This is a genomic window from Nocardiopsis sp. NPDC049922 (genome assembly GCF_040660275.1).
GTDB lineage: Bacteria > Actinomycetota > Actinomycetes > Streptosporangiales > Streptosporangiaceae > Nocardiopsis.
Genome location: NZ_JBFAME010000002.1, coordinates 201178 through 215043, shown reverse-complemented (window position 1 = coordinate 215043; position 13866 = coordinate 201178). Strand labels below are relative to the sequence as shown.

The 13866-nt window shown below is 71.6% G+C and carries 14 protein-coding genes; 6 read left to right on the top strand and 8 right to left on the bottom strand.

The window, feature by feature from the left end:
• Nucleotides 1-94: 94 nt before the first annotated feature.
• The 8 genes from AB0I72_RS05185 to AB0I72_RS05150 all read right to left on the bottom strand — a co-directional run bounded on the left by AB0I72_RS05185 (nt 95) and on the right by AB0I72_RS05150 (nt 7373).
• Nucleotides 95-1213 carry a tetrahydrofolate dehydrogenase/cyclohydrolase catalytic domain-containing protein gene (locus AB0I72_RS05185; protein ID WP_358563193.1) on the bottom strand — a complete coding sequence of 373 codons (1119 nt, stop codon included), beginning with the start codon at nt 1211-1213 and terminating at the stop codon, nt 95-97.
• A gap of 69 nt (nt 1214-1282) precedes the next feature.
• Nucleotides 1283-2080 carry a hypothetical protein gene (locus tag AB0I72_RS05180; protein WP_358563191.1) on the bottom strand — a complete coding sequence of 266 codons (798 nt, stop codon included), beginning with the start codon at nt 2078-2080 and terminating at the stop codon, nt 1283-1285.
• A 99-nt stretch (nt 2081-2179) separates the two neighbouring features.
• The gene (locus tag AB0I72_RS05175) at nt 2180-2371 is read right to left on the bottom strand and encodes a hypothetical protein (RefSeq protein ID WP_358563189.1); all 192 of its coding nucleotides are present in this window, start codon (nt 2369-2371) and stop codon (nt 2180-2182) included.
• 176 nt (nt 2372-2547) lie between these two features.
• Nucleotides 2548-2973: a PPOX class F420-dependent oxidoreductase gene (locus tag AB0I72_RS05170; RefSeq protein ID WP_358563187.1), complete on the bottom strand. Its 426-nt coding sequence runs from the start codon at nt 2971-2973 to the stop codon at nt 2548-2550.
• Between the two features lie 4 nt (nt 2974-2977).
• The gene (locus tag AB0I72_RS05165) at nt 2978-4312 is read right to left on the bottom strand and encodes an adenylosuccinate synthetase (protein WP_358563185.1); all 1335 of its coding nucleotides are present in this window, start codon (nt 4310-4312) and stop codon (nt 2978-2980) included.
• Complete coding sequence (locus AB0I72_RS05160; protein ID WP_358563183.1) at nt 4309-5304, bottom strand: hypothetical protein; 996 nt, start codon at nt 5302-5304, stop codon at nt 4309-4311. Before AB0I72_RS05160 ends, AB0I72_RS05165 begins: the two co-directional genes overlap by 4 nt.
• Before the next feature lie 72 nt (nt 5305-5376).
• Complete coding sequence (locus tag AB0I72_RS05155) at nt 5377-6504, bottom strand: J domain-containing protein (protein WP_358563181.1); 1128 nt, start codon at nt 6502-6504, stop codon at nt 5377-5379.
• Between the two features lie 68 nt (nt 6505-6572).
• Nucleotides 6573-7373, bottom strand: a complete 801-nt coding sequence (locus AB0I72_RS05150) for an NUDIX domain-containing protein (protein WP_358563179.1) — start codon at nt 7371-7373, stop codon at nt 6573-6575.
• A 218-nt stretch (nt 7374-7591) separates the two neighbouring features.
• Here AB0I72_RS05150 and ruvC point away from each other — a divergent pair, with 218 nt between their 5' ends.
• The 6 genes from ruvC to AB0I72_RS05120 all read left to right on the top strand — a co-directional run bounded on the left by ruvC (nt 7592) and on the right by AB0I72_RS05120 (nt 13866).
• Entirely contained in the window at nt 7592-8140 is a 549-nt protein-coding gene (gene ruvC / locus AB0I72_RS05145) for a crossover junction endodeoxyribonuclease RuvC (protein ID WP_358563177.1), read from the top strand.
• A 45-nt stretch (nt 8141-8185) separates the two neighbouring features.
• Nucleotides 8186-8797: a Holliday junction branch migration protein RuvA gene (gene ruvA / locus AB0I72_RS05140; RefSeq protein WP_358563175.1), complete on the top strand. Its 612-nt coding sequence runs from the start codon at nt 8186-8188 to the stop codon at nt 8795-8797.
• Nucleotides 8798-8808: 11 nt separating this feature from the next.
• Nucleotides 8809-9837, top strand: coding sequence for a Holliday junction branch migration DNA helicase RuvB (gene ruvB / locus AB0I72_RS05135; protein WP_358563173.1), 1029 nt, complete (start codon nt 8809-8811; stop codon nt 9835-9837).
• Nucleotides 9838-10161: 324 nt separating this feature from the next.
• Complete coding sequence (gene yajC, locus AB0I72_RS05130; protein ID WP_358563171.1) at nt 10162-10470, top strand: preprotein translocase subunit YajC; 309 nt, start codon at nt 10162-10164, stop codon at nt 10468-10470.
• A gap of 90 nt (nt 10471-10560) precedes the next feature.
• Entirely contained in the window at nt 10561-11115 is a 555-nt protein-coding gene (locus AB0I72_RS05125; protein ID WP_358563169.1) for an adenine phosphoribosyltransferase, read from the top strand.
• Between the two features lie 576 nt (nt 11116-11691).
• A complete protein-coding gene (locus tag AB0I72_RS05120; RefSeq protein ID WP_358563741.1) occupies nt 11692-13866 on the top strand; it encodes a bifunctional (p)ppGpp synthetase/guanosine-3',5'-bis(diphosphate) 3'-pyrophosphohydrolase in 2175 nt (724 codons plus the stop codon).

The following is a 13866-nucleotide window of genomic DNA, read 5'->3' as shown; positions in this document are numbered from 1 at the left end:
TGCGCCGACATGGGCCGGACGTGTTCAAAGCCGCGTCGGAACCGTCACGCAGTGGCCGCCCACCTGATCCGCCGGGTAGCCACCCAAGGGTTGCTCAGCGTTCCATACCGCCGTCACCCCTTGGTGAGTCACTGCTCGGTCCCGGTGTACTTCCAGTGTTCTGCGATCCCCTGCCGGACGGGAGCTGTCCACGTTGAGCGATACGGGCGGCCCGGGACATGCCGGACGGGAGCTGTCCACGTTGAGCGATACGGGCGGCCCGGGACATGCCGGACGGCGACTTTCCCTGGGTGTTCCGGCTCTCGGACGGCTCCTTGAGCTCGCCGCCAAGCCTGGAACCCACTGTGATGCGCTCCCTGGACTGCTCTCCCGAACCGGGTCCGACCCGCTGCCCGACGGTCACCGCGTTCCCGTCGTAGCTCCAGCTTTTCAGTTGGGGGTCCACCTCCGCCTGGACGCCGCGTTCGATCAGCACGGCCATCTCGACAGGACCGATACCGCCCGGTACGGGGGTGATGCGCTGGGGAATGTTGTAGGCGTCGTGCCGCACGTCGCCCTGCACGGTACCGTCCTCCCTCGGAACGAAGCCGGAGTCGATGACCGCCCGGTGGTGGCCAGCGATGATATCGCCTCCGATGATGCCCGGAGAGCCCGTGACGCTGATGATCACGTCCGACTGCCGCGCTCGCGAGAGGTCGTCCCCGTAGTCCAGGCAGACCGGCTCGATTCCCTGGTCGTTCAACAGACGGACCACACCGCTGCCCACGAAGCCATTCGATCCGATCACGGACACCTCCGCACCGTCGCGCGCGTACGGGAGGGCGACCCGGGTGATCCCGTCGGCCGTCGCGCACGCCCGCTGCTGCGATCGTGCTCCCAATAGCCCGTCAATGTCCTTGTGAGGGTCGATCTCCTGCACGTACGGGAGAAGGGTCCGAGGAGGCGGGAACTGCACGATGATCCCGAGGGAGTTCGGATCCTCGTTCGCTTTCAGGAGCTCCTCGTGAAAGCGCTCGGGGTCGACGTTGTGAGGCAGGTGGACATCCTTGGCCTCGAAGCCCATGGAGGAGAAGTTCTTCAACTTCTGGTTCGCGGACACACGTGAAGCCTCCAGCTTCACCCGGGTCTGCTCATCGAGTCCCTGGACAGGCTCGAACCGGATGACGGAGATCGACCGTCCGGTTCGGCGAACCGGCTGCTGGTAATGGGACAAACCCTGTTTGACCTGGCGCAACAGGTCACGCCCCGAGATCCGGTCGGTCCTTTGTTGTTCCACTGCGGATCAGGCCCTCTCACCCAGGGCTTCCAGGACTTCTTCGACCGGCGGCAAGGACAGCCGCTCGCGCAACGCATCGGCCTCGGCGTCGGGGACTACCTTGCGATCCGAGATCGGGTCGGTGAACCGGCCCCCCTCCCAGCCGAGGGGGATGGTGGTGAAGCTGGCGGGGCCGATGTCGTCGAAGTAGGAGAAGGGGCCGTAGTGGGCGTACCACTCACCGGCGATCAGGGGCTCCGGGCCGGAAAGACCGAGATCCTCCAGGAGGATCTCGGCCAACTCCGGCACACGAGTGACCAGGCCCGTTTCCATCGGGTTCGACTTGATCTCGGTGAGGACGTACACGTCACGCACCAGACTGCTGCCCGTGAAGATCTGGACGAGGCCCCGTCCTTCACCCAAGAACGTGGGGAATCCCAGGATGAAGGCCTTCATCCTGACTCCCTCGCGGGTTTTCTCATCGATGATCCTGCTGACGATCAAGGCTTCCTCCGATATCAGGGGGACATGTCGCGTCCAGCGGTTCCCTGGCGACATCCTTGACCTGGTTCCTTTCGGCACGCTGGACGAATCGCTGCCGTGGTCTGCGGACGCCAGGGTCCTTTCCAACCAACGGTCAGAGGGCTCGTACTTCGCGGAAGCACTCATCCACACCGCAGTGATGCTGTCGGACAGGGAAATCCGCCACAACTCATCTGGTTTCACCCTAGTGCCGCATGAGGCGGTGTTCGCCCTGTCGACGTCGGCGCGTAGACGCCGGTCGTCGGTGTGAAGGTGGCGGCAGATGATGTAGCGGCGGATCATGCTGTCCTGCTCATTGCGGCCGGCTTGGTCGGTGCCGTCGAGGGCGACGTGGCGCAGGGTGGTGAGCCGGGCCTGGATACGTGAGGAATTCGTAGGGGTTCAGGCGATCTCGACGTTGTTGGCCGCTGCCCGGGCACCGAGCCGCTGGTACTTCTTCGTGGTCAGGTGTGACGAGGAGTTGTCGCACACGATCGCGATCCGTGCACCGGGAGGGTGGCGGCCGGGCAGGTAACGGAAGAACTCCAGGGACCGGGTGCGCCGCTCGACCGGCTCGGTGGTGGTGAAGGACACTTCGGCGGTTTCCGTTACCGGCGTGCCCTGGGCGGATAGCGGGACCATGTGGGCTCGTCACCGGACCACCACCGACCCGGTGCCACACCGTTGGAGTGAACGGTGAGTGTACGGTCACCTGACCCTCGACGATCGGGAGCCCGTGGTGATCGTCTGGCTTTTCTGGACCTGACGGTTCACTCGGTCACGTCCAGGCCCGCGATGACCTTCGTTGGGCGGATCCGCACCACGAGCTCGCCGGGCACGCCGTTGCGGCGGCCGAACTCCTCGGCCCGGTCCTCGCCCATGTACCGCGCGGCGATGACGGTCGCCGTCCGCAGCAGCTCGTCCGGGTCCTCCGACACCTCGGCCACGCCCTGCACCTGCACGAACGAGTACGGAGGCCGTTCCAGGTCCACGCTGAGCGCCACGCGGGGATCCCGCAGGATCGACCGCCCCTTCGCCGAGGTCTTCCCGGTGTTGAGGACGATCTCCTCGCCCTCGACGGTGAACCAGACCGGCGCGACCAGCGGACGGCCGTCCGAGGCGGTGTAGGCCAGTTTTCCCGTGCGGGTGCCTTCGAGGAGGAACGAACGGACGCGCTGATCAGTGAGGGAAGTCATACGCTCACCCTAGTGCTCCGCCGTGTGCCGCTACGGCCCGCGACTCGCGCGCCCACGTCGTTCTCGCGTCCTCCCGCGTCGGCCCGGAGAACACCGCCTCGACCGGCACCCCCAGCGCGTCGCCGATCGCGGCGGCGGGCCCGTCGGGCATGGCGCTCAGCACCGGGCGGGCCGCCAGGAGCGCGGCGGTGAGGCGTTCCTGCCGGCCCAGGTCGGGCACCGCCCCGGGGGCGATCCGCAGGGGCGCGCCGTCGGCGTCCACGTACCCCGTGCACCAGCGCGGCTCCGCCCCGGTCGCGGCCCGCATCCGGTCGGGCGCGTCGGCGTGGGTCACCACGAGCGTGTCCACGCCGCCGGTGGCCTCCAGCGCGTACCGGTGCGCGACCAGGTCGAGGTGGCCCACCCGGAACGCGCCCTGCCAGGGGTGTGTCCCGTTGTGCCGCTCGGTGAGCACGGCCCCGAGCCCGGGGTCCTCGGTCACCAGCGGCCCCGCGCCGTGCCGCGTGGTGTAGGTCCGCACCACCCCGACCCGCCGCGCCGCCCCCTGCTGACCTGCCTCGGCCAGCAGGGCGAGCGGGTTGGCGGTCGTCGTGGTCGACCACGTGGTGTGCGGGTGGAACCCGTGCCACTCGTCCAACAGCACTCCCTGGGCCCCCTCGAACACCACGGGGGAGGCGGCCAGCAGTTCGGGTAGGTACCGCTCGTCCACCAGCCGGACCCGGTCGGCGAACGCCCGGTAGGTGAGCAGGCACTCCTCGACGTCGGGGAAGTCCTCACCCCGACCCGCGTACTCCGCCAGCCGGTTCAGCTTGCGCCGCAGCCGGGCCGGATGCGCGCAGTCCCCGGCGGTCGGGGCGTCCTCGGGACGGGCGAGCGCGTAGGCCATCGTCTCGCCCACCCCCATACCGCACGACCCGTGCCGCTCCGCGCCGCGCGCCCGCTCCCGCGCCCGGTTGACCGCCTGGTGCCACGGTGTGCTGATCAGCGCGCGGCGGTCCACGGTCACCAGCGCGAACGGGTCGCGCACCCCCAGCGACGCCAGGTGCCCCGCCTCGGCGGCCAGCGCGAACGGATCCACCACCACGAACCGGGACAGGTGCGTCGGCACCGGGCCGCCCGGCGCGAGGGTCCCCGCGCCGAACTGGGCGAACGTGTGGTGCCGACCGTCGGGCGCGACCACGTTGTGCGCGGCCTGGGCGCCCCCGTTGGCGCGCACGACGGCGCCGAAGCGCCGCCGCACGCACAGCAGGTCGACGGTCACGCCCTTGCCCGCGTCGCCGAACCCCAGGTCGACGACGATCGCGTGCTCGTCGGCCCACCGCCGTGGCGTGCCGGTCACAGGCGGCCCACCCCGTCCCCGGCGGATCCGTCGGTGAGCCCGTCCGGGGCCTGGGACACCACGACCGACCCGCGTGCCTCGGACAGCGGGCGCAGCGCCCTGCCGACCACGTCACCGGCGTCGGATCCGGCCTCGGCCAGGTCGGCCAGGCCCTCCTGGAGGTCGATCGCCTCCTCGCCCAGCCCGACCGTCACCGCGATCGTCTCCGACACCGCGTCCAGGTCGTCCAGGTAGATGACGTTCTGACCGAGGTGGCCGTCCCAGAAGCCGCGCACCTGGTCGTCGTTGAAGTGGTGGCTGCCGGTGGGCATGAGGTAGAAGACCTCGAACTTGCGCCGCAGCTCCGCGAGGATCACCGGGAACGGGATGTTCTCCCCGATGTCGTCACCGACGACCTCGCGCACCTCCCGGGCCTTGACCGCCCCGTAGGCCATCTCGTCGCCGATGATGAACAGGTAGCCGCGCCGCCCGCGCTTGTCCAGGCAGTCCATCGCGGTGTGCCGGGCCATGAAGTACATCGCCAGCTCGTAGGACTCGGTGGCCTGGCCGCCGCCTCCGCCCTCCAGCAGGATGTTGCCCAGGTCGTCCTCCAGTTCGTTGCCGGACTCGAACTGCCCGATCTGGAGCGGGGCGCGGTCGCAGGTGGCGTCGCCGATCGCGCCGAACATGATCTGCGGGTCCTCGACGTAGCCCTTGCGCAGCAGGAGGCCGAACAGGTCGGGCAGCTTGGTCTGGAGGATCCGCGGCACCCTGCCCATGGAACCGGTGACGTCGAACAGCACGGAGATGGCGAGCGAGTGGGGGTGGGCGTCCGAGTCGCGGCTCTCGCGGACGGTCACCCCCTTGGGGTCGAGCGAGTCGTGGACCTTCCAGGCGTTCCGGGGCGTGGAGGAGGCCACGTCGTCGGTGTAGCCGAAGCTGCTGGAGCCGACGGAGGCGTTGTAGGCCTGTCGGGCGTGGTAGGCGTCGGTGGACCAGTTGCTGCTTCCCATGGGGGACTCCTTCGTCTCGTTGTCGGTGGTCGGTGGTGGCGGGCGACGGGAGGGCGGTAGCCCACCCCCCGCTCAGCGCCCCGTGGGCGATGGCGGGTGACGGGCGGGCAGGTGGAAGGGGCGGAATCGGCGCGGGCCGAACACCCGCTCCAGCGCCTCGTCGAGCTCACCCAGCAGGACGAGTCCGTCGACCGGCCGCCGCTCGGGGGCGGGCAGACGGCAACCGCGGGCGAAGGCGCGCAGCGGCCGGGGGAGGCGGCCCGCGGTGACGTACTCGACACAGCGGGTCGCCATGAAGACGTCGGTGGCGGGCACGGCGGGTCGGCGGTCGAGCACCTCGGGCGGGTACAGGTCCTCGCGGTGGGGGACCATCGCCGGAACGTGCGGCGCCGTGCGCGCGGCGCCGACGGTGACCGAGTAGCACCAGTCGATGAGGACCAGCCCGTGCCGTTCCGGGTGGATCAGCACGTGCTCGGGAACGACCGCGCCGTGCACGACCCCCGCCCGGGCGGCGTTGCCGACCGCGACCAGCAGGCGCCGCCACATCCAGGCCGCGTCGCGCGGGTCGATCCCGTCCGGGTACGCGCGCCGCACGTCGGCCAGGCTGTGGAACCCCCTGAGCCGTCCCAGGACGTTGCCGCGCCGCTCGACCCCGGTGGCGGCGTCGCGGTGGCGGATCCGCTCGACCAGGTCGGGGTAGAAGGCGCGGTACCGCTCGCGGCCCCTCTCCCGAAGCCTGCCCAGGGCCTCCGCCTCGGCCATGACCAGGTCGTTGTCGCGGTGGGACCGGGGCAGTTTGAGCACCGCCTCGCGCCACACCCCGTCCTTGTGGCGCACCTCGTACAGGTCGGCGATGTCGCCCCGCGCCAGCGGGCCGGAACCGTGGCGCACGTGGTAGGTGCGCGCCCTGGTGACCAGGGTGAGGTCGTCCAGTCCCAGGCCCCCCTCGACCAGGTCCCGGTACCGCGACCAGCACGTGGTCAGCCGGGTGAAGGCGGTGGCGGCCTCGCCCGCGCGCCCGGCGGGCGCCCGGTCGGGGTGGACGAGACGGGCCAGGCGGCGGTACGCGGCGGTCGCCGCCGGGGGCGGATCGCCGCCGCCCTCGGGGAGGGGGCCGAACAGCGCGGTGGGGTCGTCGGCGAGCGCGATGAGGTGAAGAGCCTCGTCGAAGGGGGCGGTGGCGTCCTGCTCCGTGCTCATCTGCTGCCCTTCCGGGGGTGGGGGTCCGTCGACGGCGCGGGGTCGGGGCGCTCGGGGTGGTCGGCCGGTCACTGGCCGCCGCGGAGGAGCGGCGGATGGAGCACGGCCGCGCCGCCCGCCCGGTAGAGCCGGGGCCGCCGTCCGCCGCCGGACCCGCCGCGGTCGGCGAGGTCGCCGGTGTCCTCGACGAAGCCGGGGGTGGCGAGGATCTTGCGGTGGAAGTTGGCGCCGTGCAGGCGGGTGCCCCACACCGCCTCGTACACCTCGCGCAGCGCGGTGATGGTGAAGGTCGGCGGGAGGAACGCGGTGGCCAGGGCGGTGTACTCCAGCTTGGAGCGGGCGCGCTCGACGGCGTCGGCGATGATCCGCGCGTGGTCGAAGGCCAGCGGGCGGTCGGATCGGGCGTCGTCGCCGTGCCCGAGTTCGCTCCAGGGCACCCAGGCGGCGGCGTCCGTGCCGCGCCCGACGTGGGGGTCGGGCAGGTCGGGGGCGAGGAGCATGTAGGCCACCGAGACGACGCGCATGCGCGGGTCCCGGTCGCGCGCCCCGTAGCTCCGCAGCTGCTCCAGGTGGAGTTCGGAGGGCAGCGCGGTCTTCTCCGACAGCACGCGCAGGGCGGCGTCGGGCAGGTCGGGGTCGGCGGGTCCGTCCGGTCCGTCCTGTGCCCGGACGAACCCGCCGGGCAGGGCCCACCAGCCGCGCCGCGGTGGCGCCGACCGGCGCATCAGCAGGACGCGGGGCGTCCCCGCCCGAATGGTGAGGGCCACGACGTCCACGGTGACCGCGGTCGGCGCGTAGTCGCGCGGGTCGTAGGCGTCGAGGAACCGGCGTTCGCCGTCGTCATGCGGGCGGGTGTCGCCGGTCTCCATGGACCCTCCTGTTGTTCTCAGGGTGAGTTTTTCTCAATCTGAGATGAAGCTAGCAGGGGGCTCCGCCGCCGTCCACCCCTTTTCTGGTGCGCCACGTGTTTGGCCGGAATGCCTGCGACGATGGGGGCACGGCGCCGACACGCCCGTCCGGTCGGGTACGGGGTGACGGACCGCGCCGCTAGCATGGTGCGAACGGACGTTCGAGAAGGGTGGGGCGCGTGCGCGTGGTGGGGATCGACCCGGGGCTGACCCGGTGCGGCGTCGGAGCCGTCGAGGGCGCGGTCGGCCGACCGCTCACCTTCCGGGGCGCCGACGTCGTCCGCACCAGCGCCGACACCGACCTGCCCCAGCGCCTCGTCGCCATCGAACGCGGCATCGACGACTGGCTCGACCGGCACCAGCCCGACGCCGTCGCCGTCGAGCGCGTCTTCGCCCAGCACAACCTCAGCACCGTCATGGGCACCGCACAGGCCAGCGGCATCGCCCTGCTGTGCGCCGCCCGCCGCGGCCTGCCCGTGGTCCTGCACACCCCCAGCGAGGCCAAGGCCGCCATCACCGGCAGCGGACGCGCCGACAAGGCGCAGGTCGGCACCATGGTGGCGCGTATCCTCGGACTCGACGGTCCCCCCAAGCCCGCCGACGCGGCCGACGCGGTCGCGCTGGCCATCTGCCACATCTGGCGGGGCGGCGCCAACGCCCGTGTCGCCCAGGCCACACAGGACTTCGCCCGCAAGGTGGAACTGGCGCGCCGCGCGCGCGGCCGGTGACCGCCGCCCCCAGGAAGGAGAAGGGCGCCCCCGCGCCCGCACGAGATGATCGCGTTCCTCACCGGCCGGGTGGCCGCACGCGGCGCGGACACCGCCGTGATCGACGTCGGCGGGGTCGGCATGACCGTGCGGTGCACCCCCGCCGCCCTCGCCCGCCTCCACGTCGGCGAGACCGGGACGGTCACCACCAGCCTGGTGGTCCGCGAGGACTCGCTGACGCTCTTCGGGTTCGCCGACGACGACGAGCGCCACCTGTTCGAGCAGGTCCAGACCGCGTCCGGCGTCGGCCCGCGGCTGGCCCTGGCCATGCTCGCCGTCCACAGCCCGTCGAGCCTGCGCCACGCCGTGGCCACCGAGGACACCGCCGCGCTCACTCGCGTGCCCGGCATCGGCAAGAAGGGCGCCCAGCGCATCGTCCTCGAACTGCGCGGCAAACTCGACGCCCCCGACTTCGGCGACGGTGCGCCGCCCGCCGCACCGGGCGCCGCCGAACCGAACGGCGCCTGGCGCGGCCAGGTCGTGTCCGGCCTGGTCAACCTCGGCTGGTCCGCCAAGGACGCCGAGTCCGCCGCCTCCGCCGTCGCCGCCGAGGCCGAGGCCACCTCCGACGTCTCCGTCCTGCTGCGCAGCGCCCTGCGCAAGCTCAGCCGCGCCTAGGAGCCCACCCCATGCACGAACGCGACGCCGTGTCGCCCGACGCCCACGGGGACGAACGCCAGCTGGAGGGCGCCCTGCGCCCGCGCGGGCTGGACGAGTTCGTCGGTCAGGAACGGGTGCGCGAACAGCTCTCCCTGGTGCTGCACAGCGCCCAGCGGCGCAACCGGGCCCCCGACCACATCCTCATGTCCGGCGGTCCCGGCCTCGGCAAGACCACGCTCGCCATGATCATCGCCGCGGAGATGGGCGCTCCGCTGCGCATCACCTCCGGACCGGCCATCGAGCGCTCCGGCGACCTGGCCGCCGTCCTGTCCACCCTCCAGGAGGGCGAGGTCCTCTTCCTCGACGAGATCCACCGCATGGCCCGCCCCGCCGAGGAGATGCTCTACGTCGCCATGGAGGACTTCCGGGTCGACGTGGTCGTGGGCAAGGGGCCCGGAGCCACCGCGATCCCCATCGACATCGCGCCGTTCACCCTGGTCGGGGCGACGACCCGGGCGGGCATGCTCCCGGCGCCGCTGCGCGACCGCTTCGGGTTCACCGCGCACATGGACTTCTACACCCCCGAGGAGCTCGAACTCATCCTGCACCGCTCGGCTGGCCTGCTCGGGGCGCCCCTGGACGAGGACGCCGCACGGGAGATCGCCGGGCGCTCGCGCGGCACCCCCCGCATCGCCAACCGGCTCCTGCGCCGTGTCCGCGACTACGCCGAGGTCCGGGGCGACGGCAGGCTCTCCCTGGCGACCGCCCGCGCCGCCCTGGACCTGTACGAGGTCGACGCGCTCGGCATGGACCGCCTCGACCGCGCCATCCTCGACGTCCTGCTGCGCCGGTTCCGCGGCGGGCCCGTGGGCCTGTCGACCCTCGCCGTCTCCGTGGGGGAGGAGGCCGAGACCGTGGAGGTGGTCGCCGAGCCCTTCCTGGTCCGCTCCGGCTTCCTGGCCCGCACGCCGCGCGGCCGGGTCGCCACCCCGCAGGCCTGGGCGCACATGGGGCTGACCCCGCCGCCCGACGCCGCGTTCGGCGCCGCCGCACCGTGACCGCCACCGTTGCCCGTCCGAGTTCCGACCGTGGGGCTGCGGTGACCGCCGCCACGTAAGCTGGAGAGCATCCAGCCATGCGGGGGCCGCGAGCACGGCTCCCACGTGTCTTTCGACACGGAAGGAACGCGCGGGCCGCCGGGAGCGTTGTGTCTCACGGGTGCGGACCGCGACACGACGTCCGGGTCGGCACGGTGAAGGTGGTCGTCGCGGTTCTTGAGCCGACAACGGTCGGCCACACGAAGAAACGTACGGAAGGACGCCCCAGTGCAGGGCATTTACACTCTCGCCGCCGAAGGAGAGCCCACCGGGGGTCTCCTGAACATGATTCTGCCGTTCGCGCTGATCCTCCTGGTGTTCTGGCTGCTGTTCTGGCGGCCGAACCAGAAGCGTCGCCAGCAGGAGTCGCAGATGATGAGCGCGCTCGTCCCCGGCGTCGAGGTCATGACCAAGGCGGGCATCTTCGCCACCGTCGTGGAGGTCCACGAGCAGGACGTCCTGCTGGAGATCGCCCCCGGCACCCGCATCCGCATGCTCAAGGCGGGTGTGGGCGAGGTCATCACCCCGGCCGCGGACGACACCCCGGTGGAGGACCGTCCCGACTTCGGCGACGACGACAAGCCGAACAGCTGATCTCCGACCGGTCACACTCTCACCGGTACCGGCCCCGCCCGGGGCCGGTACCGGCGTGTTCGGTCCACCACGAGTAAGGTCCCGCCACCCATGTCCCACGACCCCGCGACCGCCGAGACCGGCCCCCTCGACGGTCTGATCCGGTCCCACGTCCGCGACGTGCCCGACTTCCCCCAGCCCGGGGTGATGTTCAAGGACATCACGCCGCTGCTCAACGACCGGGAGGCCTTCGGGGCCACCGTCCGGGGGCTGGCCGCACCCTTCCAGACCGACGGGGTGGACCACGTGCTCGGGCTGGAGGCGCGCGGCTTCATCTTCGGCGCCCCGGTCGCGCTCGCGCTGGGCGCGGGCTTCGTCCCCGCGCGCAAAGCCGGGAAACTGCCCTCGGCGACCATCGGTCAGGCCTATGATCTGGAGTACGGCACCGCGACCGTGGAGATCCACGCCGACGCGATTCGGGCGGGCAGCCGCGTGCTCATCGTCGACGACGTGCTCGCCACCGGCGGCACGGGCAGGGCCGCGGTGGAGTTGGTCCGCAGGGCGGGTGGTACGGTCGTGGGATTCTCCGTCCTGATGGAGCTCTCCGCGCTCCAGGGACGCGGGAAGCTGCCGGACGTGGAGCTGCACACCCTCCTGTCGGTCTGACCGGGGACCCCCGCCGCGCACCCGCCCGCACGGGAATGCGCGACGAGTCCCCCCACGTTGAAGCTGGGACGCACCCCTCACCGCGCCCGACCCACGCACCGCCGGGCGCGGCCCGGAGCGTACCCGACGACCGCGTCCCCGCGCAGGTGGGAGCGCGGACACTAGACTGGTGGGAGAGGTACCGCGGCGGCCACGTTCAGCGACTGGCCCTGACAACACGCACGTGCACCGGGCGGGCGCCGGCGACGGCGTCCACGCGACCGGGTGGATCCGCGGGAGGTAGGCATGCCAAGCGAAGTGGTTTCGACCGGGGCGGTACCGGCTCGTGACGAGCGGCCGGAGGCCACCGGGGACCGGCGCCCCGGCATGCCGGGAGGGCACGCGCACGGCGGCGACGTGACGGCCGCCAGCAGACCACAGGGGGACCGCCCGGAGGGCGCCGCGACCGAAGCGGCGCCCTCCGACGTCTCCGAGGCCGGCTCGGGCGGCCACCAGGGGCCGCCCGGCTCCACCACGCCCTCCACCGTGCGAGTCCGCAGAAGGCTCGCCCGACTCGGCGCCCAGCGGGGAGTGACGATGAACCCGGTGCTCGAACCACTGATCAAGACCGTGCGTGCCACCCACCCCAAGGTGGACGTCCGGCTCATCGAGCGCGCCTACGAGGTCGCCGCCCACCACCACCGCGACCAGAAGCGCAAGAGCGGCGACCCCTACATCACCCACCCGCTGGCGGTGGCGACCATCCTCGCCGAGCTGGGCATGCAGGAGGCCACCCTGGCCGCCGCCCTGCTGCACGACACCGTCGAGGACACCGCGTACTCCCTCGACGAGCTGCGCGCCGACTTCGGCGACGAGATCGCCGAACTGGTCGACGGCGTCACCAAGCTGGACAAGGTCAAGTACGGCGAGGCCACCCAGGCCGAGACGGTCCGCAAGATGGTCGTGGCCATGGCCCGCGACATCCGCGTCCTGGTCATCAAACTGTGCGACCGCCTGCACAACATGCGCACCCTGCGGTACCTGCCGTCCCGGGCCAAACGGGAGAAGAAGGCCCGCGAGACGCTGGAGATCTTCGCCCCGCTCGCGCATCGTCTCGGCATGAACACCATCAAGTGGGAGCTGGAGGACCTGGCCTTCGCCACCCTCTACCCCAAGCGCTTCGACGAGATCGCCCGCCTGGTCTCCGAGCGCGCCCCCCGCCGCGACGTCTACCTCCAGGAGGTCATCGAGGCGGTCTCCGGCGACCTGCGCGAGGCCAAGCTCAAGGCGACCGTGCGCGGCCGGCCCAAGCACTACTACTCGATCTACCAGAAGATGATCGCCCGCAACTGCGGCTTCGACGAGATCTACGACCTCATCGCCGTGCGGGTCCTGGTGGACAGCGTCCGCGACTGCTACGCGGCCCTGGGAACCATCCACGCGCGGTGGAACCCGGTGCCCGGCCGGTTCAAGGACTACATCGCGATGCCCAAGTTCAACATGTACCAGTCGCTGCACACCACGGTCATCGGTCCCTCGGGCAACCCGGTCGAACTCCAGATCCGCACCCGCGCGATGCACCGCCGCGCCGAGTACGGCATCGCCGCGCACTGGAAGTACAAGGAGGACCGCGTCTCCGGCGGCGACTCCAAGAAGGGCGCCTCCGACATGCAGTGGCTGCGCCAGCTCATCGACTGGCAGCAGGAGACCAAGGACCCCGGCGAGTTCCTGGAGTCGCTGCGCTTCGACCTGTCGGTACAGGAGGTGTTCGTCTTCACCCCGCAGGGCGACGTCATCTCCCTGCCGCAGGGCGCCACCGCCGTCGACTTCGCCTACGCGGTGCACACCGAGGTCGGCCACCGCACGGTGGGCGCCCGGATCAACGGCCGCCTGGTGCCGCTGGAGAGCGCGCTGCACAACGGCGAGGCGGTCGAGATCCTCACCTCGAAGGACCCCGACGCCGGACCCAGCCGCGACTGGCTCAACTTCGTCAAGAGCGCCCGCGCCCGCAACAAGATCCGGCACTGGTTCACCAAGGAGCGCCGCGAGGCCGCGATCGAGCGGGGCAAGGACGAGATCGCCAAGATCATGCGCAAGCAGGAGCTGCCGGTCAAGCGCCTGTTCAGCGGTGAGGCGATCATCGCCCTGGCCCGGGACCTGCGCTACGCGGACGTCGACGCGCTCTACGCCGCCGTCGGCGAGCACCAGGTCAGCGCGCAGAGCGTGGTCAGCAAACTCGTCGACTCCCTGGGCGGTCTGGAGAACCACACCGAGGACATCGCCGAGTCGGCCCTGCCCACGAAGGCCGTCACCCGCCGCCGCCACCCCGGCAACCCGGGCGTGGTCGTCGAGGGCGACGCCGACGTGTGGGCCCGCCTGTCCAAGTGCTGTACACCGGTGCCGGGCGACGAGATCGTCGGCTTCGTGACCCGCGGCAACGGGGTCTCGGTGCACCGGGGGGACTGCGTGAACGCCTCGACCCTGGACACCGACCGCATGGTGCGGGTGGAGTGGTCGCCCACCGAGGACTCGATGTTCCTGGTGGCGCTCCAGGTGGAGGCGCTGGACCGGTCACGGCTGCTGTCGGACATCACCCGCGTGCTGTCCGACCAGCACGTCAACATCCTGTCCGCGACCGTCCAGACCAGCCGCGACCGGGTGGCGCAGAGCCGGTTCACCTTCGAGATGGCCGACCCCGCCCACCTCGGCAGCGTCCTGCGCGCGGTACGCGGTGTGGACGGGGTCTACGACGTCTACCGGGTCCGCAACTGA